Annotated in this window: 19 protein-coding genes and 1 pseudogene; 14 read left to right on the top strand and 6 right to left on the bottom strand. The window is 50.5% G+C overall.

Annotated features, from left to right (window positions below; genetic code table 11):
- Positions 1 to 43: 43 nt before the first annotated feature.
- Positions 44 to 1,186: an extracellular solute-binding protein gene (locus ACTHSN_RS05875; RefSeq protein WP_293203620.1), complete on the bottom strand. Its 1,143-nt coding sequence runs from the start codon at positions 1,184 to 1,186 to the stop codon at positions 44 to 46.
- A 308-nt stretch (positions 1,187 to 1,494) separates the two neighbouring features.
- Between ACTHSN_RS05875 and rpsT the strand changes: the two genes are divergently transcribed.
- The 6 genes from rpsT (at position 1,495) to lpxH (ending at position 8,280) form a co-directional block, all read left to right on the top strand.
- Complete coding sequence (rpsT, locus tag ACTHSN_RS05870; protein ID WP_002212556.1) at positions 1,495 to 1,758, top strand: 30S ribosomal protein S20; 264 nt, start codon at positions 1,495 to 1,497, stop codon at positions 1,756 to 1,758.
- 167 nt (positions 1,759 to 1,925) lie between these two features.
- On the top strand, positions 1,926 to 3,065 hold the full coding sequence (locus ACTHSN_RS05865; protein WP_070459433.1) for a phospholipase A: 1,140 nt from the start codon (positions 1,926 to 1,928) through the stop codon (positions 3,063 to 3,065).
- A 152-nt stretch (positions 3,066 to 3,217) separates the two neighbouring features.
- Complete coding sequence (locus ACTHSN_RS05860) at positions 3,218 to 3,919, top strand: DUF502 domain-containing protein (RefSeq protein ID WP_039861915.1); 702 nt, start codon at positions 3,218 to 3,220, stop codon at positions 3,917 to 3,919.
- A 64-nt stretch (positions 3,920 to 3,983) separates the two neighbouring features.
- Positions 3,984 to 5,792 carry an aspartate--tRNA ligase gene (aspS, locus tag ACTHSN_RS05855; RefSeq protein ID WP_371460577.1) on the top strand — a complete coding sequence of 603 codons (1,809 nt, stop codon included), beginning with the start codon at positions 3,984 to 3,986 and terminating at the stop codon, positions 5,790 to 5,792.
- 239 nt (positions 5,793 to 6,031) lie between these two features.
- Entirely contained in the window at positions 6,032 to 7,417 is a 1,386-nt protein-coding gene (locus ACTHSN_RS05850) for a PIG-L deacetylase family protein (protein WP_440365168.1), read from the top strand.
- Between the two features lie 152 nt (positions 7,418 to 7,569).
- Positions 7,570 to 8,280, top strand: a complete 711-nt coding sequence (lpxH, locus tag ACTHSN_RS05845; protein ID WP_440365176.1) for a UDP-2,3-diacylglucosamine diphosphatase — start codon at positions 7,570 to 7,572, stop codon at positions 8,278 to 8,280.
- A gap of 71 nt (positions 8,281 to 8,351) precedes the next feature.
- Here the strand turns inward: lpxH and serB are convergent, their stop codons facing one another.
- Entirely contained in the window at positions 8,352 to 9,182 is an 831-nt protein-coding gene (gene serB, locus ACTHSN_RS05840) for a phosphoserine phosphatase SerB (RefSeq protein WP_371460574.1), read from the bottom strand.
- 309 nt (positions 9,183 to 9,491) lie between these two features.
- Here serB and ACTHSN_RS05835 point away from each other — a divergent pair, with 309 nt between their 5' ends.
- Both ACTHSN_RS05835 and ACTHSN_RS05830 read left to right on the top strand, forming a co-directional pair.
- Entirely contained in the window at positions 9,492 to 11,705 is a 2,214-nt protein-coding gene (locus ACTHSN_RS05835) for a TonB-dependent siderophore receptor (protein ID WP_070825620.1), read from the top strand.
- 426 nt (positions 11,706 to 12,131) lie between these two features.
- On the top strand, positions 12,132 to 14,339 hold the full coding sequence (locus ACTHSN_RS05830) for a TonB-dependent siderophore receptor (protein WP_440365167.1): 2,208 nt from the start codon (positions 12,132 to 12,134) through the stop codon (positions 14,337 to 14,339).
- Positions 14,340 to 14,343: 4 nt separating this feature from the next.
- Here ACTHSN_RS05830 and ACTHSN_RS05825 read toward each other — a convergent pair.
- Positions 14,344 to 14,475, bottom strand: a pseudogene (locus ACTHSN_RS05825) (IS5/IS1182 family transposase); the annotation flags it as partial.
- 46 nt (positions 14,476 to 14,521) lie between these two features.
- On the opposite strand from ACTHSN_RS05825, the gene ACTHSN_RS05820 reads away from it, so the two are divergent.
- Positions 14,522 to 16,225: an ABC transporter ATP-binding protein/permease gene (locus tag ACTHSN_RS05820; protein WP_107810962.1), complete on the top strand. Its 1,704-nt coding sequence runs from the start codon at positions 14,522 to 14,524 to the stop codon at positions 16,223 to 16,225.
- 382 nt (positions 16,226 to 16,607) lie between these two features.
- Positions 16,608 to 17,654, top strand: coding sequence for an N-acetyl-gamma-glutamyl-phosphate reductase (argC, locus tag ACTHSN_RS05815; RefSeq protein ID WP_070459450.1), 1,047 nt, complete (start codon positions 16,608 to 16,610; stop codon positions 17,652 to 17,654).
- Between the two features lie 76 nt (positions 17,655 to 17,730).
- On the opposite strand, the gene ACTHSN_RS05810 is transcribed toward argC, so the two are convergent.
- The gene (locus ACTHSN_RS05810; RefSeq protein WP_003680156.1) at positions 17,731 to 18,006 is read right to left on the bottom strand and encodes a hypothetical protein; all 276 of its coding nucleotides are present in this window, start codon (positions 18,004 to 18,006) and stop codon (positions 17,731 to 17,733) included.
- Between the two features lie 261 nt (positions 18,007 to 18,267).
- Between ACTHSN_RS05810 and ACTHSN_RS05805 the strand changes: the two genes are divergently transcribed.
- From ACTHSN_RS05805 to ACTHSN_RS05795, 3 genes are all read left to right on the top strand, one after another.
- On the top strand, positions 18,268 to 18,954 hold the full coding sequence (locus ACTHSN_RS05805; protein WP_003680158.1) for a S24 family peptidase: 687 nt from the start codon (positions 18,268 to 18,270) through the stop codon (positions 18,952 to 18,954).
- Positions 18,955 to 19,086: 132 nt separating this feature from the next.
- Positions 19,087 to 19,425, top strand: coding sequence for an iron-sulfur cluster insertion protein ErpA (gene erpA, locus ACTHSN_RS05800; protein WP_003680162.1), 339 nt, complete (start codon positions 19,087 to 19,089; stop codon positions 19,423 to 19,425).
- Between the two features lie 336 nt (positions 19,426 to 19,761).
- Positions 19,762 to 20,436, top strand: coding sequence for a hypothetical protein (locus tag ACTHSN_RS05795; protein WP_070459453.1), 675 nt, complete (start codon positions 19,762 to 19,764; stop codon positions 20,434 to 20,436).
- Positions 20,437 to 20,515: 79 nt separating this feature from the next.
- Here the strand turns inward: ACTHSN_RS05795 and ACTHSN_RS05790 are convergent, their stop codons facing one another.
- On the bottom strand, positions 20,516 to 22,705 hold the full coding sequence (locus ACTHSN_RS05790; RefSeq protein WP_070459456.1) for a primosomal protein N': 2,190 nt from the start codon (positions 22,703 to 22,705) through the stop codon (positions 20,516 to 20,518).
- Between the two features lie 135 nt (positions 22,706 to 22,840).
- On the opposite strand from ACTHSN_RS05790, the gene ACTHSN_RS05785 reads away from it, so the two are divergent.
- Positions 22,841 to 23,632, top strand: a complete 792-nt coding sequence (locus ACTHSN_RS05785) for a DsbC family protein (RefSeq protein ID WP_440365166.1) — start codon at positions 22,841 to 22,843, stop codon at positions 23,630 to 23,632.
- 137 nt (positions 23,633 to 23,769) lie between these two features.
- Here ACTHSN_RS05785 and ACTHSN_RS05780 read toward each other — a convergent pair whose 3' ends face one another.
- Complete coding sequence (locus ACTHSN_RS05780) at positions 23,770 to 24,453, bottom strand: 2,3-diphosphoglycerate-dependent phosphoglycerate mutase (protein WP_003679823.1); 684 nt, start codon at positions 24,451 to 24,453, stop codon at positions 23,770 to 23,772.
- Positions 24,454 to 24,514 lie beyond the last annotated feature (61 nt).

Genomic DNA, 24,514 nt, shown 5'->3' with positions numbered 1-24,514 from the left:
ATTTCAGACGGTCTTTGTTTTATTTCAAATCATCTACTCAAAATCAATTTGAAGCGACTTTGATTTTTTGCCACAAGTTGACAGACAGTTTTTTCGCATCTGCGCTCATTTGAGGCATAACGAAACCGTCTTTCATGTCTTGCTCGTTCGGGAAAATAGAACGTGTGTTCACCAGCTCGGCAGGCATTTTTTCGCGTGCCGGTTTGCTGGCCGGTGCGAAGGTTACGGCGATACCGTTTTTCGCAGCCACTTCGGGATCAAGCGTGTAGTTGATGTATTTGTGGGCATTGGCGATGTTTTTCGCATCGGCCGGAATCAGCCAAGACTCAATCCAGAAGCCCATGCCTTTCGGAGTCAACACTTCGATGCCGACATTATTTCTCACTTCTTCAGAACGCGCTTTGGCCAAGTTCAAGTCGCCGCCGTTACCTGCCGCCAAGCAGATGTCGCCGCGTGCCAATTCGTCAATGATGGAAGGGCTGAAACGTTTCACGTCAGGACGGATGGTTTTCAAAACTTCCGCCGCTGCTTTCAAATCTTCAGGATTCGAGCCTTTAGGATCTTTACCCAAGTAATTCAACAAGATTGGGAACATTTCGCTCGGTGTATCCCACAAAGCGATGCCGCAAGATTTCAGCTTGTTGGTATATTCGGGTTTGAACAGTAAATCCCAGCCGTTTTCAGGCAATTTTCCGCCCAAAAGCTCCTTGCCCTTCGCGGTAATCGCCAAAGTGTTCACACCGGAGAAATAAGGAACGGCGTATTGATTACCCGGGTCGGCGGTTTCCAACATCTTCAGCAACTCAGGGTCGATGTTTTTGTAGTTCGGAATCAGATCCTTATTGATTTTTTGGTATGCACCTGCCTCAATTTGGCGCGGCAGGAAGGCAATACCGGGTACAACCAAGTCATAGCCGGATTTACCGGTCAGCATTTTGGCTTCCAGCGTTTCATTGTTTTCATACAAATCGTAAGTCAGCTTCAAATTGTTGGCTTTTTTGAAGTCTTCGACTGTACTTTCGTCAACGTAGTTTGACCAGTTGTAGATATTCAAAGTATCGGTAGCGGCTGCCTCGGCATTGGCAGCAGGCGCGCTGCCTGCTTGAGGTTGCTCGGCTTTTTTCTCGCCACCGCCGCACGCGGCCAAAGACAATGCGGCCAATACGGCTAATACAGATTTTTTCATACGGGCAGATTCCTGATGAAAGAGTGGTTAATGTCAATAAATAAGAAACCCTGCACCCCATAAACACCCCGGCGCAGAGTTAGGCTATTGTAATGGAAACGTAAGCAAACGCAAAGCAATATCCATCTGATTTTTATTGAAATAAGGCAAAGCAACACCATCTTTTTACCAAAAGCGTTGCACCGGCTGTCGTTTTTGGGCAAAATACGGCTGATTTGCGCGCGTTTATAGAGAAAAAGCTTGCATACAAGGAAATCTGTCTTTAAAATTGCGCGTTTACAGAATTTATTTTTCAGGAGATATTCAATATGGCAAACAGCGCACAAGCCCGCAAACGTGCCCGCCAGTCGGTTAAACAACGCGCCCACAACGCCAGCCTGCGTACTGCATTCCGTACCGCTGTAAAAAAAGTGTTGAAAGCAGTTGAAGCCGGCGACAAAGCTGCTGCTCAAGCAGTTTACCAAGAATCCGTTAAAGTCATCGACCGCATCGCTGACAAAGGCGTATTCCACAAAAACAAAGCAGCCCGTCATAAAAGCCGTCTGTCTGCTAAAGTAAAAGCTTTGGCTTAATACTGACGCAGATGCCGGAAATCCTGACAACCCAAGCAGGATAATCGAGCTGATACGATGCCCCTGAGGTCTTGCCTTTCAGGGGCATTGCCGTATTCACAGCCCAAACCGACCAAATAAAACCATTTACCCTTCATCAGGCCGTCTGAAAAACAACGGAAACTCTCATGAACAAGATGTTGAAACATTCCCTAAGTATCGGATTCATTACCGCCGCCCCGCTGGCCGCCGCCGATACCGCCCTACACTGCACCACCATTCAAGACAACGCCACCCGTTTGGCGTGTTACGACAACATCTACTCGGCGCAACTCCCCCCTCAATCCCCACTGCCGCAAGCGCAAACCGAAAGCACCAAAACACCGGTTGACCTCGAACAAAGCGTCCGCAAGAGCATTGAGAAAAAAGAAGCGGCCATCGTACTCGACAACCCTACCCATCCGAATATTTCAGACGACGTATTAAGCGAAACTGCCGACAGCTACACGCCTTTAAGCCTGATGTACGATTTGGATAAAAACGACACACGCGGCCTGTTGAGCGTACGCGAACACAACCCTATGTACCTCATGCCTGTTTGGTACAACAGCAGCCCCAACTACCACCCAGAATCCCCCAGTCGCGGTGTAACCACGCAGGAAAAATTCAGCGAGCAGAAACGCCTCGAAACCAAAATGCAGGTTTCCTTCAAAAGCAAGATTGCCGAAGATTTATTCAAAACCCGTGCCGACGTATGGTTTGGCTACACCCAAAAATCCGACTGGCAAATCTTCAACCAAGGCCGCAAATCCGCACCGTTCCGCAACACCGACTACGAGCCTGAAATCTTCATTACCCAACCCGTTAAAGCAGACCTGCCTTTCGGCGGCAAGCTGCGTATGGTCGGCGCAGGTTTTGTTCACCAATCCAACGGTCAAAGCCGCCCGGAATCGCGCTCATGGAACCGCGTTTACGCCATGACCGGCATGGAATGGGGCAAGCTGACCGTTATTCCTAGAGTTTGGATGCGCGCCTTTGACCAAAAAGGAGATGACGACGACAATCCGGACATCAACAAATACATGGGCTACGGCGACTTGAAAGTCCAATACCGCTTCAATGACAAACAAAATGTTTATTCCGTCCTGCGTTACAACCCCAAAAGCGGACGCGGTGCCGTTGAAGCGGCCTATACTTTCCCCATCAAAGGCAAACTCAAAGGCGTTGTCCGCGGCTTCCACGGCTACGGCGAAAGCTTGATTGACTACAACCACAAACAAAACGGCATCGGCTTCGGCCTGATGTTCAACGACTGGGACGGCATCTAAATGCCCCCATATTGTTTCAGACGGCCTTTGCAATCAAGGCAGCCGTCTGAAACAATGAAACAAAACAAGCCATTCGTTTAAAATACTCGTTTCCTAGCGTCCAAACGCGTATAATGCAAAGTTTGGGCAAAACTTGCCGGAATGAAACAAAGATGACAGAAGCCGCAGCCGAAAGCGGAAAAATCGCCAAGGCTTTAAAGAAATACCTAATTACAGGCGTGCTGGTTTGGTTGCCGATTGCTGTAACCATCTGGGCGATGAGCTATATCATCTCCGCCGCCGACAAACTGATCAACCTATTACCGGAAAGCTGGCAGCCCCAGCATTTCTGGGGGTTCAACATTCCCGGCTTGGGCATCGTCGCCGCCACAGTCGTCTTGTTCGTTACCGGTGTATTCGCCGCCAACGTATTGGGCAGACGGATTCTCGGCGCATGGGACAGCCTTTTAGGACGCATTCCCGTCGTCAAATCCATCTACTCCAGCGTTAAAAAAGTTTCCGAATCCCTGCTCTCCGACAGCAGCCGCTCGTTCAAAACCCCCGTACTGGTTCCCTTTCCGCAACCGGGCATTTGGACGATAGCCTTTGTTTCCGGCCATATCCCCGACAAACTCAAAGGCAGCCTGCCGCAAGACGACGACTATATTTCCGTTTACGTCCCAACCACGCCCAACCCGACCGGCGGCTATTACATCATGGTTAAAAAAAGCGACGTTCGCGAGCTGGACATGAGTGTGGATCAGGCATTGAAATATGTGATTTCACTGGGCATGGTCATGCCGGACGACTTACCGGTTAAAGCCCTACCTGCCCAAAAACCGTCTGAAGACGGTGATACCGAACATAACAATTAAGGTCTTCTTTTTTCAGACGGCCTTTCCTTCTTTTTCAAATTGAACAATATAAAAAGGTGATTTTATGCGTACCAACTATTGCGGCCTTATCAGCGAGCAATACTTAGACCAAACCGTTACCGTCAAAGGCTGGGTACACCGCCGACGCGACCACGGCGGTGTGATTTTTATCGACCTGCGCGACCGCGAAGGCATCGTTCAAGTCGTTATCGACCCTGACACTCCGGAAGCATTTGCCGCTGCCGACTCTTCCCGCAACGAATACGTTTTGAGCATTACCGGCCGCGTACGCAACCGTCCTGAAGGTACAACCAACGACAAAATGATTTCCGGCAAAATCGAAATCCTTGCCAAAGAAATCGAAGTCTTGAACGCTGCCGCTACGCCTCCGTTCCAAATCGACGATGAAAACATCAGCGAAAACGTTCGCCTGACCAACCGCGTTATCGACTTGCGCCGTCCTGCCATGCAACGCAACCTGCGTCTGCGTTACCAAGTGGCCATGGGCGTTCGCCGCTACTTGGACGCGCAAGGCTTCATCGACATCGAAACGCCGATGCTGACCCGCTCCACTCCGGAAGGCGCACGCGACTACCTCGTACCAAGCCGCGTTCATCCGGGCGAATTCTTCGCTCTGCCTCAATCTCCGCAATTGTTCAAACAATTGCTGATGGTTGCCGGTTTCGACCGTTACTACCAAATCACCAAATGTTTCCGTGACGAAGACTTGCGTGCCGACCGCCAACCTGAATTCACTCAAATCGACTTGGAAACCTCGTTCCTGAACGAGGATGAAATCATGGACATCACTGAAGGCATGGCCAAACAAGTCTTCAAAGATGCTTTGAACGTAGATTTGGGCAACTTCCCACGCATGCCTTACTCTGAAGCCATGTTCTACTACGGCTCTGACAAACCGGATATGCGCATCAACTTGAAATTCACCGAGTTGACCGACCTGATGAAAACGGAAGAATTTAAAGTCTTCCGTGGCGCCGCCGACATGAAAGGCGGCCGCGTGGTCGCTCTGCGCGTACCGAACGGCGCGAAATTCAGCCGCAAAGAAATCGACGAATACACTAAATTTGTCGGCATCTACGGCGCAAAAGGTCTGGCATACATCAAAGTAAACGATGTGAGCAACCTTTCCAACGGCGAAGACAGCGGCCTGCAATCTCCAATCGTGAAATTCCTGTCTGAAAACGCCCTGAAAGAAATCATCGAGCGTACCGGCGCGCAAAACGGCGACATCATCTTCTTCGGTGCGGACAAAACCAAAGTCGTGAACGAAGCCATCGGCGCATTGCGCATTAAAGTCGGCTTGGAACACGGCAAAGACAACGGCTACTTCGTAGACGAATGGAAGCCTTTGTGGGTTGTCGATTTCCCAATGTTCGAATACGACGAAGAAGCAGACCGCTACGTTGCCGTACACCATCCGTTTACCGCGCCAAAAGAAGGTCATGAAGACCTGATGGTTTCCGACCCTGCAAACTGCCTGGCCCGTGCCTACGACATGGTATTGAACGGCTGGGAAATCGGCGGCGGCTCTATCCGTATCCACCGTGCGGACGTACAAGAGAAAGTGTTTGCTGCGCTGAAAATCAGCCCTGAAGAGCAACAAGAGAAATTCGGCTTCCTCTTGGATAACCTGAAATTCGGCGCACCTCCGCACGGCGGCCTTGCATTCGGCCTCGACCGTCTGGTTACCCTGATGACCGGTGCCGAATCTATCCGCGACGTGATTGCCTTCCCGAAAACACAACGTGCACAATGTCTGCTGACCAATGCACCTAATGTGGTCGACGACAAACAACTTCGCGAGTTGAGCCTGCGTCTGCGTCAGAAAGCAGTTGAAACAAAAGAAGCATAATTTACCGGCTTAACCTTTAAAATATCAAGGCCGTCTGAAATTTTTGAAATTTCTTTCAAATCTTTCAGACGGCCTTTCTACATTTTGGTCGTTTATATATAATCAACTCGCAAACTGTTTTATTTTAAACGTTTACTTCAATGACGTTAGAGTATTAAAAACAACCGTTTGTAAGAAAAACAAACAAATAGACTTCGCAAGCAATATCATAGCTGTTATAACAATAAAGGAACCTGACAATGTTTCTGATACTAATGGGGCTGATACTGATTTTTTTTGTTACGTTGTTTATTATTACTTCGATTATTCATAAAAAACAGTTCGCCTACGACACACACAAAGATTATAACTATCCCTCCCTTCCCTCTACCGCGTATGCCACCCTCAAGGGTGGCAGCCTGACTTTGCCTGCTACTATCAGCGGACAAGATACCGTTATTGCCAAAATCCGCATCAAATCGACTTGGGCAGGATTGCTGATACTGCCTTTTGTTGAAACCATTTCATCTAAAGGCAAATGGAAGCAATATTTCGAATACAGCGCAAAAGGCGTGCGCTATATCAATCTGAGCGACACCTTTTCCGACAACGACAAAGCCATCCGCTTGGAAGGCAAATACCTGTCCTTGCCAGATCAAGAAATCGAACTCTCTGTTTATCCGCGTGAAAACCTCGACGGCAAAAAAATCCTTGTCCTCGCGCCTCATGCTGACGATGCTGAACTCAGCGCATACGGTTTGTACGAAAAACACGCCGCCAATTCAATGATCTGCACTTTAACCGCCAGCGAAGGCGGCAGCTTCCACTATGGCAATCTTTACAGCACATGCGACTTCGATACCCAGGCACAATATCTGCAAAAAGGCCGGATGCGCGTTTGGAACAGCCTAGCCGTTCCCCTTTTGGCCGGCGTGCCGTCTGAAAACATCCTGCAATTGGGCTACTTCGACAGCACATTGACCGCCATGCGCCAAAATCCGGAAAAAGAGATTAAATCGACCAAAATCGATACGACCGATGTCGATATTTTCCGCAGTGCCAATACCTCCCCATTGGCGAAACACCTCAAGCCCGGCTCAACTTGGAACAGCTTGGTAGACAACCTTGGCTATCTGATAGAAACGTTCCAGCCGGATATTATCGTGACGCCGTCCCCAAATATTGATACGCATCCCGACCACCAACATACTGCGCTGGCCGCCATCGAAGCCCTGCGTAAAATCGATTACCGCCGCGGCAATCTGTTTTTGCACACCATACATTATCTGAGCGACGACTTCCCTATCGGCAAAGTAGGGGCTTCCCTCAGCCTGCCGCCGCCCTCCGAGCAACCGTTTTACTTCCAAAGCATCTATTCCCATCCTTTGGATAAAGAAGAACAAAACCGCAAACTTCTCGCCCTTGATGCCATGAACGACATCCGCCCCAATTCAGACGGCTATATGCGTTGGAGCACCATGATATTCAAAGGTTTAAACAAACTACGGCACCACGTCCTCCATCTCGACAAAGACTTGGTCAACCGCTTTGTCCGCAGCAACGAATTCTTCTATACCGTCCCCATCAGCGATTTGTACCAAGAAGAGACGCTGAAACAAATCACCTATCAGGGCAAAGCCCAATAAACCGGAAAGGCCGTCTGAAAAAATGTTTCAGACGGCCTTTATCACACCTAATCAAAACAATAAAATCACCGCATTACAACGAAAAACACCAAGCCCAAATCCAAACGCGGCAACCCAAGTTATAATAAAACCCTTCCCATACGCCCCACATCATCATGCCGATTTACTTCATCGCCGATTTACACCTGAGCGAATCCCATCCTCAGCTGACCGCACTCTTCCAAAAATTTATCCAAGAAAAAGCCGTTCACGCCCAAGCCGTATACATTCTTGGCGACCTTTTCGATTTTTGGATCGGCGATGACGAAAACAGCCCTTTGGTTCAAACCATCAAACAAACCATCCGCGGCCTGACCGAGCGCGGCATTGCCTGCTATTTTATCCATGGCAACCGCGACTTCCTCATCGGCAAAGCCTTCGCCTGCGATACCGGCATGACCTTACTGCCCGAGTACGCCGTTATCGACCTGTTCGGCACACCCACCCTGCTCTGTCACGGCGACACCCTCTGCACCGACGACCATTCTTATCAAAAATTCCGCCGTACCGTCCATCAAAAATGGCTGCAATGCCTGTTCCTGCTCCTGCCACTCACACTCCGACTGAACATCGCCACCAAAATCCGCAAGCAGAGCAAACAGGACAAACAACACAAAACCGCCGACATCATGGACGTCAATCCAACCTTTACCCACGAAACCGTCCAACGCTTCCACACGCCCCTGCTCATTCACGGCCATACCCACCGCGAAAACATCCACCGCAATGCCGATTACACCCGCATCGTACTCGGCGACTGGCGCGACAATTACGCCTCCATTCTCGAAGTCGATGCCGAAGGCTACCGTTTTATCGCCTTATAAAACATCAGGCCGTCTGAAAACCGGTTTCCCGATTGTTCAGACAGCCTGACTGACAAACACCCTCAAACGGTTTACGCAAACCAACCGCGTATCCGCTCCAAACCACCAAAGCGCACGCACGCATCCGCATTCGCTTCGGTTTTCGGTTTCGCCCGATAAGCAATACCGAATCCCGCCTCCCGTATCATCGGAATATCATTCGCACCATCACCCATCGCCACCACCTGCCACGGAGCCAAACCCAGACGTTCACGGTATTCGCGCAACAAATCCGCCTTAGCCTGCGCATCGATAATCCGCCCTTTCAGACGGCCTGTCAGCTTGCCGTTTTCCACTTCCAACACATTCGCAAAATGGAAATCCAAGCCCAAACGCCGTTGCAGACGTTCCGTAAAGAACGTAAATCCGCCCGACACCAGCATAAACTTCACATCATTCCGTTTACACTCTTCCAACAAAAATTCCGCGCCCGGCGACAGCTGCAACACATTCTCGTACACTTCTTCCAACACACGCTCGTCCAAACCGGCCAGCAAAGCCACACGCTTACGCAAAGACTGCTCAAAGTCCAGCTCACCGCGCATCGACTGCTCCGTAATCGCTGCCACTTCATCCTTTAGCCCGACACCGGACGCAATCTCATCCACACACTCAATCGTAATCAGTGTCGAATCCATATCGCTGACAATCAGTCCCAAATCAGCAAAAGCCACATCCGGCAACACCGCACCATCTATCTGCTGCGCAATCAACGCAGCCCGCATCTCGTCCGTCCATTCAAAATCATCATCAACCGGCAGACGCAATACCGACTTTCCTAATGGTGCAGACACCAAACCGCCAAACGCCGACCAGTCGCAAACGCCTAAATCCCCATGCTGCAACACCAAAACTTTCTTCATCTCATTCTCCTCATACCCCAAAACCTTTACAAACATATCGGGTACACATTCAGCCTAAAACCCCAAACCGTATTTTTGCAAAGGCCTTAAAAAACCAAAACAACATTATAGCCGAACAACCCCGAAAATTTTCAGACGGCCTGTCGCTTGATTCCCTTAACTAGTTTAATTTCAAAAATACCTTCAAAAACCATAAAAACAACATAAATCCGCTAAAAACCCTCAAAATCTTGTTATTAAATTACAAAACAACAAAATTACCGTAAAATATAATTATTATTATTTTATTTTAATTATAGAAAGACGTTCATGAACGCCCCAACCCTTAAAACATTAGCACTCATTATTGCCACTCTGCCCTATGCAGCCTTAGCAGAAAACACGGCAACACCCCGGCCCGAACAAACTGCCGAGCTGCAAACTGTCAACGTAACCGGCAAAAACCGTTCTACCCGCACCGAAAACCGCGACTCCTACACAACTTCAGCCATGCGTACCACCACCGGGCTTGCCTTGTCTCCGAAAGAAACGCCGCAGTCGGTAAGCGTGATTACCAAGACACAAATCAATGAGCAGGGGATTACCAACTTGGTTGATGCCCTGAAAACCACCACCGGCGTAAACGTCATCCGTGATGCCGGCATTCCGCGCTTCCAATCGCGCGGGTTCTATATCGACCAAATCGAAGAGGACGGAATCTCATCTACCGTCCCCGGCGCCATCAACAATCCGATGTATGACGCGCAAAGCATGAACGACATCGCCGTTTACGACCATATCGAAGTCGTGCGCGGTGCGACCGGGCTGACGCAGGCAAACGGCGAGCCGGGTGGTACGTTGAACGCCGTACGCAAACGCCCCACCGGCGAACGCATTATTCAGAGTGAAGCCCAAATCGACCGCTTCGGTAAAGTCCGCACCACGGGGGACTTTTCAGGTCGTCTGAACGATGAAAGCACTTTGCGCGGCCGCGCCGTCGTCGCATTGGAACGCGACAAAAATTTCAAAGACCGCGTCAAAGGCGGCAATGCCACGCTTTACGGCGTGATGGACGCATCCGTCGGCGACAACACCAAAATCACTTGGGGCGGCCTCTATCAACGCAAACACACCAAGCCCGACGATTGGGGCGTGGCATTGAACCTGCCGCGCGATACTTATCTGAGCTACAACTGGAACAAAGGCGTTTACGACAAAGCGAACGCATTCGCCGAAGTGGAACATTATTTCAATGACAACTGGCGTTATACCGGCAAGCTGGATTACAACTACAACGAAAATACCAAGAAAAACAGCGGCATTTACAATACGTCCACGTCCTACGCAGGCTACACGCCCGGCGGCGCATTAGCCTCTGGCTGGTTAAGCCGTTACGACAATGATGAGAAACAACTGACCTTCAAAAATAATTTGAACGGCAAATTTGAAATTATAGGCGTGCCGCAGGAAATCTTTACCGAATACACTTACACGCACACCAAAAACAACGGCAGCCGCCGTCAATACAACCCGGGAGTTTCCTTCGACCCGATGACCTTTACCGGCAACGAAATCGCCGAACCCGCCGACTGGCACGCCACACCTTATCAGATGTATTGGGAAACCCATTCCAAACGCACCACCCACGCGCTGCTTTTGGGCTTCCGTTTCAATATGTTGAAAGAAAAACTGCACATCATGGCAGGTACGCGTTGGAACCACATCAAATCGAAATATATAACCGACTATTTCTACACGGGCGGCAAGATAGACAGCGATCCCGATTCGGTTACCGACCGCAAAACCGTCCGTTTCAATCCTTATTTCGCCGTTACCTACGATTTGACGTCGAACCAAAGCCTGTATGCCAGCTACACATCCATCTTCAAACCGAACAGCAATCAGCGCAAAGACAAATCCTATCTTGAACCCGTTACCGGCGCGAACTACGAAATCGGCTGGAAGGGAGAATGGTTTGACCGCAAGCTGAATACCTCGCTTGCCCTGTTTGACATCGAACAGAAAAACCGCGCGGTGCAGGTTTGGGATACGGCAGACCAAAAATGGTATTGGGAACCCGTCGGCAAAGTCCGCAGCCGCGGCATCGAAGCCGAAATATCCGGCAACCTGAGCGAAGATTGGAAACTGTTTGCAGGTTATACGTTCAACCGGTCCAAATATCTTGAAGCGGAAAGCAAAGGCACCGTCCCCGCAGGCACTAATTTCAGCCTGCACACGCCAAAACACATGCTGCGCCTCCACACCAGCTACAACCTGCCGTTTGACGGCAAAAAATGGACCATCGGCGGCGGCGTAACCGCACAAAGCAAAACCGCCAGCCTCTACGGCGTGAAGCGCGGCGGTCATGCGGTATTCAATGCCAACATTGATTATCAGGCATCGAAAAACCTGAAACTTGCACTGATTTCGACCAACCTGTTCAACCGTTACTACTACGAGAACAACAAAGTCAGCAGCAAAGGCGCGAACAACTACTATGGCCAACCGCGCAACGTCATGTTCAAAGTCGATTACAAGTTCTAATCTCACTTGATTCAAAGGCCGTCTGAAACCGATTCTTTCCGTTTTCAGACGGCCTTTTCCAATCAAACTCTTTTAACCTTGATATAAAGCAAACAGTCTAAAAAATTTTCTCAACCGAAAAAAATTCCTGTTGATTTTTTTCACCGTTTCGATATAGTTATTTATGGCTAGTTTGATACTACCCTTTGTATCTAGCTTTCATTGCATTACCACCTCCATTCGTTGCCAACGGCTCCCTTTCCGGCGGCAACTTTTTTTGACCCGATGGTTTGGCAAAATCAAAATTGAATCAAATAAAATGATTCGGAGATTTAAATTTAATTTTTAAAACAAAACGGATTATAAAAAATAACTGCTCAATTTAAACAGATATTGCCGCTAATATTTAAAAACAAACAGATCTTTCTTTATCAAGGACCTCATCAAATGCATCATTCTGAAAAACTATTCAAACTGAGCACACTTGCCCTCTGCCTTGCCGCATTGCCCCAAGCCGCACAAGCTGCCGAAGAGGTACAACAGGCTGAAGTGGAACAAGTTACCGTAGTGGGTAAAAACAAAAGCCTGCGCACTGAAAGTCAAAACAGCTACACAGTATCCGCCCTGCGCTCAACCACGGGGCTGGTCCTCTCTCCGCGGGAAATTCCCCAATCTGTCAGCGTCATTACTAAAAAACAAATTGAAGACCAGGGCATCACCGACTTAGAAGGTGCGTTGCAAAACGCTACCGGCATCAATGTTTTCAAAAGTGGCGGACGCACGCATTTCATGTCGCGCGGCTATTTTATCGAACAGTTTGAAGAAGACGGTATTGCCACTCAACTCGGCTCTCCCGGTGGATTCGGCTTAGGCGGCCCGGCCGGCGACCCGACCAGTGCAACAGATATGGCAATGTACGACCACATTGAAGTGGTGCGCGGTGCGGCAGGTTTGACACAGGCAAACAACGAACCCGGCGGCACGGTAAACGCCGTCCGTAAAAAGCCGACTGCAAAACGCCAGCTTTCCGCCGATTTGATGGCAAACTCATGGGGCAAAGTAAACAGCGTCTTTGATGCATCCGGTACCTTAAGCCAAGAACACGGCCTGCGCGGACGCTTTGTCGGCTCGGTTGGCAGTAACAAAACTTTCAAAGATCAATCCGGCGGCCGCGACATCCTGCTTTACGGCGTGATGGACAAAGACATCGGCGACAACAGCAAACTTACTTGGGGCGTAAGCTATCTCAACCAAACCGAAACACCCGATCCTGACGGCCTGCCTATGCGTGCAGACGGCAAAGAGTGGAAACGCAGCCGCTATCTTGGTGCGGATTGGAACGAAGCCCGCCTGAAAAAATACAATCTCTTTGCCGAGTTTGAACATTATTTCAACGACAACTGGAAACTGAGCAGCAAGTTGGACTGGCGCAAGAACACCAGTTCAAAAGAATATTACACGCTGGGCGGCACAGGTAACGGCATCAGCACAGACGGCCTGGGAACCACATACAGCTTCGACCGTTACGATGCAGGCAACCGCCAGTTTACTTTTCAAAACAACCTGACCGGCCGCATCTTCGCCTTCGGACAAAGCCACGACCTCTTCTTCATGCACAGCTATTCCAAAGAGAAGATGAACACGGGCAACCGCTGGTTCGACGACAGCAGCACCTATAACGCAGATGCGTTCAACGGCAGCGAAAAAGCCAAACCCGATTGGGATGCCGATACCGCCAAGTCACGCGGCGGCAACGGCAGCTACCGCACCCACGCCTTCGGTTTGGGCGCGCGCATCAATCCTACCGACAAACTGCACGTCATTGTCGGCGGACGCTATACCAACTGGCACCGCAACCTCTATTGGGACAGAAACCTCAAAGACAGCTCGGAAGGCACCTATTATGCGCTCAAACGCAACCGCTTCATCCCCTATGCCGGCATCACTTACGATATCACGCCCAAGCAAAGCGTTTACGCCGCCTACACATCCATCTTCAAACAAACGATGAACCGCGACTACAACGACAACCTTCTGCCGCCGATTATGGGCCGCAACTACGAAATCGGCTGGAAAGGCGAATGGAACGAAGGTCGTCTGAATACTTCCGTCGCCCTCTACCGCACCGACAAAGACAACAACAACCAACGCGTCAATGCCCGTCCGCACCCTTATTGGGAACCGCTGGATCAAAGCAGCCGCGGCTTGGACGCCGAAATCTCCGGCAGCCTGACCGACCGTTGGCAGGTTTACGCAGGCTACACCTTCAACCGCAGCACCAACCGCAACAGCGTCGGCGACAATGTTGAATCGCGCCGAAAAGGCTACAACTTCAGCAGCCATACGCCGAAACATATGTTCCGTCTCTACACCAGCTATATCCTACCGATGGATGACGGCAAATGGACGGTCGGGCTGGGGGTAAAGAGCAGCAGCAAAACCGCCAATTCCTACGGCTCCATCAAGCAAGGCGGCTACACGGTTTGGAACACCAACGTCCAATACCGCCCGAGCAAAAACCTGCAACTGGGGCTGGCGGTCAACAACCTGACCGACAAACGCTACTACGAAAACCAATACAGCCGTGCCGCCAACAGCGGCAGCTTCTACGGCGAACCGCGCAACGCCGTGTTCAGCCTGAAGTGGAAGATGTAGTCGCCGTATGAAATAAGGCCGTCTGAAAGTATAGTGGCTTAACTTTAAACCAGTACGGCGTTGCCTCGCCTTGCCGTACTATCTGTACTGTCTGCGGCTTCGTCGCCTTGTCCTGATTTAAATTTAATCCACTATACAATCCCGATTTCAGACGGCCTTTCATTATCGATACAAACACCCCCATGAACATCCTCAAAAAATTCTTCCGACTCGCCCGTCCTTTCTGGACGGGGGCGCACGGGCGCATCCAATGGCTGATGCTCGCCGTCCTCATCGGCTTCACCCTTTGTTCCATCACCATCAGCGTTTGGATCGCCGCGTGGGACAAACGTTTCTACGACGCGCTGGCTGCGTTTGACGGCGCGTCCATGCCCGCGCTCATCGTCGAATACCTCGGCTACATGGCGATGATTATCGGCTGCATCGTCTGCGGCGACTGGCTGCAAAAACGCCTCATCTTCCGCTGGCGCACCCACCTGACCGAACAATTCCAGCAAAACTGGCTCGAAGGCCACAAACACTACCGCCTGCGCCTGACCGGCGAACCCGACAACCCCGACCAGCGCATCGCCGAAGACATCTACCTCATCGCCGACAAAAGCATCGGGCTGTTCCGCTCCTTCATCAATAATATTGCCAAATTCAGCGCGTTCGTCGCCGTATTGTGGACGCTCTCCGGCGTGCAGACCTTCAACATCGGCGGGCGCGACATCACCATACACGGCTACCTCGTCTGGGTTGCCCTGATTTATTCCGTCATCAGCACCCTGATTGCCCACCTCGTCGGCCGCAAACTCAAAAACCTCAACATCGACCGCCAGCACCGCGAAGCCGACTACCGCGCCGCCCTCCTGCGTGTGCGCGACCACGCCGAACAAATCGCCTTTTACAACGGCGGCGAAGCCGAAACAGGCCGTCTGAAACAACGTTACCTCCGCATCCGCGACAACTGGCGGCGGCTTACCAACTGCGAATTCCGCCAAGAAACCTTCTGGGCGACCTACGTGCGCATCAGCATCTTCATCCCCATTCTCGCCACCCTGCCCATGTACCTCGCCAAAACCATGACCTTCGGCGACATGATGCAGACGCGCACATCGTTTGCCCGCGTTCAAGACAGTTTTGGCTGGTTTACCGATGCATACCGCCGCCTGATTGAATGGGCGGCAGTCATCGAACGGCTTTCCGGTTTTCAGACGGCCTTGGAACAAGCAGAACAAAAAAGCCCCTCCCTTCAGTCACACCAAACAGATTTGCCGCATCATCGCGGCAAGGCAGTCCTGCAAAACCTTACCATCCACACCCAAACCGGCAGTCCCCTGCTTACTGATATTCACCTCCAAGCCCGTTCTCCGGAATGGGTATTGCTTGAAGGGCGAAGCGGCATCGGCAAATCCACGCTGCTTCGCGTGCTTGCCGGTTTATGGCCGTATTATCACGGCAGTTTTTCCCTTGAAGGCAGCCGCCTGTTTTTCCCGCAACGCCCTTACCTGCCTGCGGACACATTGCGTCAAACTGTCAGCTATCCCTATGCGGCCTGCCAAGACGACCATTTGATTCAAACCGTTTTGGAACAAGTCGGCTTAAGCAGCCCCACGGGTAGGCTGCACACGTTGATGAACGATTTGGACACTTCATACGAATGGCACAGCATCCTCTCCGGCGGCGAACAGCAACGCCTCAGCCTTGCACGCGCACTGCTGCACAAACCGCAAATCCTGTTCCTAGATGAAGCCACCAACCAGCTTGATGACGAATCCGCCCTGATGTTGATGCAGACCCTCAAGCAACATTTGCCCGATACTTTGGTCATCGGCATCAGCCACCAACCCAAGATTAAAGCCCTGTTTGATAGCTCACTGAATTTGAATGAAAAAATTATTTAAATGTTAAAATGTGCAAAACTCTTGCTTTCAATCCTAACAAGGGATATAGTACCAAGTAACTAGTTCTTATTGATGAGAGCTACTCCTTGGATACTTGCCTCCGGTTCTCCAACCCGGGGGCATTTTTTTGCGTTTTTATTTTGTGTCTGTATGAATAGGATAAAGACGAAACACCCACCACAAATCAACAGACAAATCGAACCGCAAACTGCGTTTTCCAAACGCTCAGGCCGTCTGAAATCCTCTCTCCAATATCGTTAATCCCATATTTCAGACGGCCTGTTTAACCGTCCCTTGCAAAGCTTGGCACAAGCACCGCTGACCGACGGCAATTAATTACTATATAATCAAATGCATTGTTACCCTACAAAGGAGCCACACCATGACCACAAAAATTAAAATTGGTATCGTCGGTGCAACCGGTTATACAGGCGTTGAATTGTTGCGCCTGCTCAGCAGCCACCCCAACGCAGAAGTCACTGCCGTCACCAGCCGAAGCGAAGCCGGTATTGCGGTTGCCGACTACTTTCCCAGCCTGCGCAGCATTTACGACCTTGCATTCCAAACGCCCGAAGATGCAGGGCTTGACCGTTGCAACCTCGTGTTCTTCGCCACGCCCAACGGCGTGGCCATGAAAGAAGCACCGGCCCTTGTCGAAAAAGGCGTACGCGTGATTGACCTGTCTGCCGACTTCCGCATCCGCGACATCCTAACATGGGAAAAATGGTACAAAATGACCCATGCCGCGCCGCAACTTGTTTCCCAAGCAGTGTACGGCTTGTGCGAACTTTACAAAGACGACATCTCCAAAGCCATGTTGGTGGCCAATCCGGGCTGCTACCCTACCTGCGTTTCCCTGCCCTTATTGCCACTGCTTCAGGCTGGCCGTCTGAAAACCAACGCGCCTCTGATTGCCGACTGTAAATCCGGTGTTTCCGGTGCAGGCCGCAAAGCCAGCACCCATGCCCTGTTGTGCGAAGCAGGCGATAACTTCAAAGCCTACGGCGTCAGTGGCCACCGCCATTTGCCTGAGATCCGACAAACCCTGTCCGGACTTCAAGATCATGTTTCAGACGGCCTGATTTTCGTGCCACACCTTGTTCCGATGATACGAGGCATGCATGCCACCCTGTATCTGCACCTGCAAGAACATACCGATCCTGAAGCCTTACTGCGCGAATACTACCGCGACAGTCCTTTTGTCGATATCCTGCCTTCAGGTTCGACACCTGAAACCCGCAGCGTGCGCGGCGCCAACCTTTGCCGTATCAGCGTTCAAAGAGCGCCCGATCAAGACGATGTGTGGATTGTTCTTTCCGTCATCGACAACTTGGTTAAAGGCGCAGCCGGTCAAGCCATGCAGAATATGAACATTATGTTCGGTCTGCCCGAAACCACCGGCCTGACTAATGCACCATTGATGCCTTAATATCATCTTATTGAAAACACAAGGCCGTCTGAAACTTTGATTGTTCAGACGGCCTTTATCAATTCATTCACAAACATCACTCATACACCACGCCGGCAAGCATTTCTTCTTCATTCAAGTTGCCGTACTGTTGCTCCCAATCGTGGGTAGCCTCCACCATATCACATTCTTTAGCAAAAGCCAGCAGCCTGCCATCCATCTGATCCAGACTCAAGCTGCCCAAGCGTTCGCATTCCGAAGCCGTCAGATTACCGTCCGCCTCATGCGCCTCCGAAGATCCGAAAGGCAGAGCAAAAAAACCCAGTACCAACGCCAGCAGCACCCAAAAAGTATTTTTACGCGAACGAGTCATTTCACACCTCTCATCATAATCATATAGCAGGTTTAAATCAGAAAAACTAAACCAAATAAAATTAAACTAAGAAAAATCGAACAGAAAATTAGAAATATCGATTTATCTAAGACAAATCGAATAATACTAAGAAAAAATAGAATATGCAATACTTTTTCTTAGATGAAGTAATTTTTTTCTTACAATTTTATAAAAACTAAGGTAAAATACACTCAAATCGTCCAAACCATATAAAAAACATACCTCCATAAAGGCATAAACATGGATACCTTTAAAGACCGCCTGGCTTTCTTATGGAAAGATGAAGCCCGCCAAGCCAAAATCGCCGCCGACATCGATATGACCATCGCCGGATTCAGCCGTATCTGGAACGAAGGCGGCCTGCCGAAATCAGAAACACTAAAAAAAATCAAACAACTTAAAGGCTGCAGCATAGACTGGCTGTTGACAGGCGAAGGTTCTCCCTTCCCCGATTCCGAAGCCCCAAAAGCCACGGCAACCGACACACTGGGCAATCCTGTCGATATAGACGAATTTGTCTTCGTACCGCGTTACGACATCCAGGCCGCAGCCGGACACGGTCAGCTCGTCGGCGACGAACAGCCCATGTTCGCCATGGCGTTCCGACGTTATTGGATTGAAAATTATGTGACGCGCGACATCAAAAACCTTTCCGTTATCTCAGTCAAAGGCGACTCGATGGAAGGCGTGCTGAATGATGGCGACACCATCCTCATCAATCACGGCCAAACCACACCGCGCGACGGCCTCTATGTTTTGCGCCTCAACGAAAACCTTTTGGTCAAACGCCTGCAACTGATACCCGGTGGCATCGTCAACGTCATTTCCGCCAACGAAGCCTACCCTACTTTTGAAATCGACTTGAAAAACCCGACCGACGACGTTGCCATCATCGGCCGTGTCGAATGGTTTGGCAGAAGCATCTAAATCTGACATACTGGTGCTTGAAATTTCTGCCATGCCCTCCATGTAAGCTGGCAGACCCTGTCTGCACAAGCTTGCCTTGACTAACGGTTTGCGCGACAATAGTAAAAATATTCATATAAAAGGAATCACATCATGTCAGACGAAAGCCCTATTATCTTTACTGACAGCTGCTGCACCAAAGTTGCCGACCTGATCGCCGAAGAGAACAATCCCGATTTGAAATTGCGCGTATTCGTCAACGGCGGCGGTTGCTCCGGCTTCCAATATGGTTTTACCTTTGATGAAATCAAAAACGACGACGATTTTGAAATCCAGAAAAACGGCCTGACGTTCTTGGTTGACCCGATGAGCTACCAATATTTGGTTGGTGCGGAAATCGACTACACCGAAAGCCTGCAAGGTTCTCAATTCGTCATCCGCAATCCGAATGCAGAGACAACTTGCGGTTGCGGTTCGTCCTTCTCCGTATAAACAATCCGTTTTTGCCACAAAAACAGGCCGTCTGCATCTTCAGACGGCCTGTTTTTGTGAATTTATTTTAAACAATTTTAGATTTACTTTATAATAATAATATCGGGCGTGAATATTTACTCTACAATAGACATAACATTGGACATGTATGTTTCCATATAAATAAAAAATTATTGTCCAGCCGATTAACGACACAAAGGCAAACCGTACCTGGTCTGCCTGAGACTGCAGCCTCTGTTTTGGCTCGTATCATAAGCCAAAACAGCTCAAACACAATAACAAAACCTTAGGCTAAACCCATTTGGTTGACGCAGTCGAAATACTCATGGGATATTAATGAACAAACAAGAAAAATTTTTCGACGTATACGTTTCCTATCCTCCGAACACGGATAGGGAGCTCATCCACGCCTGCCTGTATGAGAACCTGCCCGAAAACGAAGTCGAGAGCCTGATTCAAGCCTTGGCTGAGCGTCCGCAAGCGATTGTGGCCGAAAAATGTACCCAAGATGAGCGCGAAAATGCGCAGCATTACTTCAGCTATTTGGGTTTGGACGTGATCGTCCGTCAGTCTATGGAATTGGAAGCAGTTGAAGAAGAAACTGTATCGGCAGCCAATACTCCCGACCCTATCCAATGCCCCGTCTGCATGACGATTATTGACGAACTAGATGCACAGGAATGTAAAACCTGCCACTTTGATTTGACAGAAAAAAATGAGCTGGCCATCCAGCGCAAACGCATTGAATGGCAGGAAAAAATCTCTTTCGAGCATAAAAAACAAACCGAAATTGCCCACAAGCTCAAATACGAACGCGAGCAGGAAGAGAAAAAGCTGCGCAAGAAAATCCGTGCCGAGTTGGAATCCCAATTACGCGAAGAGTTAGGCCAAAATCCTGAGCTGGCCGCACTTGCAGCGAGGAAGAAAACACAGTTTCTGCTTACAATGGCTATCGTATTCGCCGTTTTGAGCCTGCTTGCACTCGGCTATATCGCTGCAAAATTCTTCTAAACTGATTTCAAAACTTAAGGCCGTCTGAAAACAGATTTTCAGACGGCCTTTTATTTCCTTATGGATTGAATCATTTCAATCAAGCCTCTTGCACATCCACATCCACCGACCATCTGATTTTGCCGTCGCGGTTTTGCTGCAACACCTGCACCCACAAACTTACGGCGCGGTGCAAATCCTGTCGGGATGTTGATTCAAGGAAGATTTGCGCGCGTTCGCGTTCAGCGAGGCGCACCATCAGCATCGGAGCGGCACCAAACTGGGAGACGCTTTCGGGCAAAAGCGGAGCGAGGGTTTCTTTAGCGGCGTTGAGAAATTCCATCGCATCGGCAACGCGCGGCGCATCGGCACGGACGGCCGTCTGAAAACCGAAAGGCGGCATGGCGAACATTTTTCGCTCGTTCAATTCGTTTTCGGCAAACACGGCGTAGTCCTGCGCTTTGACGGCGGCGAAGACGGGATGTTCGGGCAGTTGGGTCTGTATCAACACCTTGCCAGGTTTGTCAGCGCGCCCCGCCCTGCCGGACACTTGCATCAGCTCGGCAAACAGCCTTTCCGGCGCGCGAAAGTCCACGCTGTACAGGCTGCCGTCGGCGTTCAACACGATAACGAGGTTGAGTCGCGCGAAATCATGGCCTTTGGCGAGCATCTGCGTGCCGACCAGAATGTCGATTTCGTTGTCGGCGATACGGCGGTACAAATCCGCCCAGTCGTTTTTGTGCGCCGTGCTGTCCCTGTCGACGCGGACGACGGTTGCTTTAGGGAGAAAGGCGCGCAGGGTTTCTTCGACGCGCTGCGTGCCGTGGCCGACGGCGGTCAAGTCTTGGTTGCCGCAGTCGGGGCATTTAAACGGGATGGGTTCGCGGTGGTCGCAGTGGTGGCAGCGTAGTTGACGGGCGCGTTGGTGCAGCACCATTTTGGCGGAGCAGTTCGGGCAGCCGAAGGTATGGCCGCAGTCGCCGCAAAACAGCGCGGGTGCAAAGCCGCGCCGGTTGAGGTACACCAGCGACATGCCGCCTGCTTCAAAGTTCTGTTTCAAAAGCTGCAAGGCTTGCTGAGAGAAGCCGTTGTCGAGTTTCAGACGGCCTACATTAAGTATTTCCACTTGCGGCAGTTGCGCTGAAGCATGGGCGCGCTCGGTCAGTTGCAACAGGCGGTAGGCGCCGCTTTGTGCTTTGTGCCAGCTCTCCAAGCTGGGCGTGGCGCTACCCAACACGACGGGACAGCCGCTCTGCTTCGCCCGCCACACCGCCAAATCGCGGGCGTGGTAGCGCAATTCGTTGTCTTGTTTGAACGAGCCGTCGTGTTCCTCATCGACCACAATCAGCCCGACATCAGGCAAAGGTGTGAACACCGCCAACCGTGTGCCAATCACCAGCTTCGCCTGCCCCAACATAGCGCGCAAATAATCCTGCGTGCGCTTGCCCGCAGCCATCTGGCTGTGCAACACGGCGGTCGGCACATCGGCAAAACGGTTTTCCACCCGCTTCAAAAGCTGCGGCGTGAGGTTGATTTCCGGCAACAAAAACAACACTTGCCGCCCCTGCGCCAACACTTTCGCCATCGCATCGAAATACACTTCGGTCTTGCCGCTGCCGGTGATGCCGTACAGCAAAAACGGTTGAAATTTACCAAAGGCCGTCTGAATTTCATCGGAAGCCTTCTGCTGGTCGGCATTTAATACAAATTCAGAGTGCGAAGCCTGGCCATTACACGACCTTAAAACGGGCTTCGCCGCTTCCGTCGTTTTAATCCAACCCTGTTCCGCCCAATCTTCGATTAATTTCGCCGCCTGCGCGTTCACCTGCTTCAACGCCGCCATCGTCATTTCGCCCGACAGCAACGCGTCCCACAAAGCCGCTTTTTTGTTGAACCGAGCCGGCGGCGGCGTTTGCGCCCTGCCCGCTTCGTTCAAAGCATAAAACAACGGCGGCTGCGGCATTTCCACCGCGCGCGTTTCCTTCAAACCCTGCGGCAGTGCGGCAAACACCGCCTGCCCCATCGGATAGTGGTAATAACGCGACGTAAATGCCAACAAATCACGCCAGCTTTGAGGCAACGGCTTTTCTTCTACAAAGGCCGTCTGAACGCTCAAAATCCGCGCCGTATCCATATTAGGCGCGATATCCGTTTCCCACACAATCCCGACAACGGTTTTATTGCGAAAAGGCACAAGCACCCGCGTTCCCGGAGGAAGCGGCTCGGAATGCGAATAAGTCAAAAGGCCGTCTGAAAGCGGCACGTTTACGGCAATACGGTGGTAGAACATACAAACAAATCAAATTATTTTTTCGTATTTTAACAGCCGAAAGCTATTTTCAGACGATAATTTGAGCCTTAGTACAATGCAGACATGACGGAGGTTTGATACAATGCCTTATTTCAACACACGCAAGTCTCTCGCATGAAAACCAAGTTAATCAAAATCTTAACGCCGTTTGCCGTCCTTCCTTTGTTGGCATGCGGTCAACCTGCCGTATCCAACGCCAACGCAGCGCCTGCACCTGCTGCCAAAGCGGAAGCGCCCGCCGACAAATCCGTTGCCGCTTCTTTGAAAGCGCGCCTGGAAAAAGTCTATGTTGCCCAAGATTTGAAAGTTTTGAGCGTCAGTGAAACACCGATTAAAGGCATTTATGAAGTTGTCGTCAGCGGCAAACAAATCATCTATACCGATGCCAAAGGCGACTATATGCTTGTTGGCGACCTCATCAACGTCAACACGCGCCAAAGCATGACTGAAGAACGCGCTGTCGATTTGAACAAAATCGACTTCGCTTCCCTGCCTTTGGACAAAGCCATCAAAGAAGTTCGTGGCAACGGCAAATTGAAAGTCGCTGTTTTCTCCGATCCGGACTGCCCGTACTGCAAACGCTTGGAGCATGAGTTTGAAAAAATGACCGACATCACGATTTATACCTTCATGATGCCGATTCCAAGCCTGCACCCTGATGCCGCGCGCAAAGCCGAGCTGTTGTGGTGTCAACCTAATCCGACCCAGGCATGGATCGACTGGATGCGCAAAGGCAAACTCCCAAGCGGAAAAGCAAACTGCGAAAATCCTGTTGCGGAAACCACTTCATTGGGCGAACAATTCGGCTTCAACGGCACGCCGACCGTGGTCTTCCCTAACGGCCGCAGCCAAAGTGGTTACAGCCCTATGCCCCACCTCAAAGAAATCATCGAGAAAAACCAGTAATACAGGATTTAATCTCCATACAGGACGCTTTACGCGTCCTTTTTTCATATCGCCCGCCATCAACTGCCTTCAGACGGCCTCGATACAGACAAATACAAAAAAGGACGTGTCCAACACGTCCTTTTTTCCCTTTTACCTTACAGGTAGAATTTTTCAATCACTTTCAGGTTTTCATCCAATTTGTACACCAGCGGCTGACCGGTTGGGATTTCCAAGCCCATGATGTCTTCGTCGGAAATGCCTTCGATGTGTTTTGCCAACGCACGCAGGGAGTTGCCGTGTGCCGCAACCAATACACGTTTGCCGCTCAAGATGGCCGGAGCGATTTGGTCTTCCCAGAAAGGCAAGACGCGCTCGAGAGTAACTTTGAGGTTTTCGCCATCAGGTACGACATCGCTAGGCAGGTTGGCATAGCGGCGGTCGTTGTGGGCGGAATGCGGGTCTTTAGGATCGAGCAGCGGAGGCAGGGTGTCGTAGCTGCGGCGCCAGATGTGGACTTGCTCGTCGCCGTACTTTTCTGCGGTTTGTTTTTTATCCATACCTTGCAGCTGGCCGTAGTGGCGCTCGTTCAAACGCCATGATTTGATTTGTGGAACAAACAGTTGGTCGGATTCTTCCAAAACGATGTTACAGGTTTTGATGGCACGGGTCAGAACGGAGGTAAAGGCGATGTCGAACTCGTAGCCCTTCTCTTTTAGCTTTTTACCTGCTGCTGCGGCTTCTGCCAAACCTTGCTCGCTCAGCTTGACGTCGCGCCAGCCAGTGAAAAGGTTTTTCGCGTTCCATTCGCTTTGTCCGTGACGGATGAATACTAATTCCATGATTGTTTGCTCCAATGAAGTTTGGGAAAGGGTATTTATAGCACACTTTGCCGCCGCGCTG

Origin of the sequence: Neisseria sp. P0009.S010, from assembly GCF_051958545.1 — a bacterium.
GTDB classification, from domain to species: domain Bacteria; phylum Pseudomonadota; class Gammaproteobacteria; order Burkholderiales; family Neisseriaceae; genus Neisseria; species Neisseria subflava_A.
This window is presented reverse-complemented; position numbering and strand designations above follow the sequence as displayed.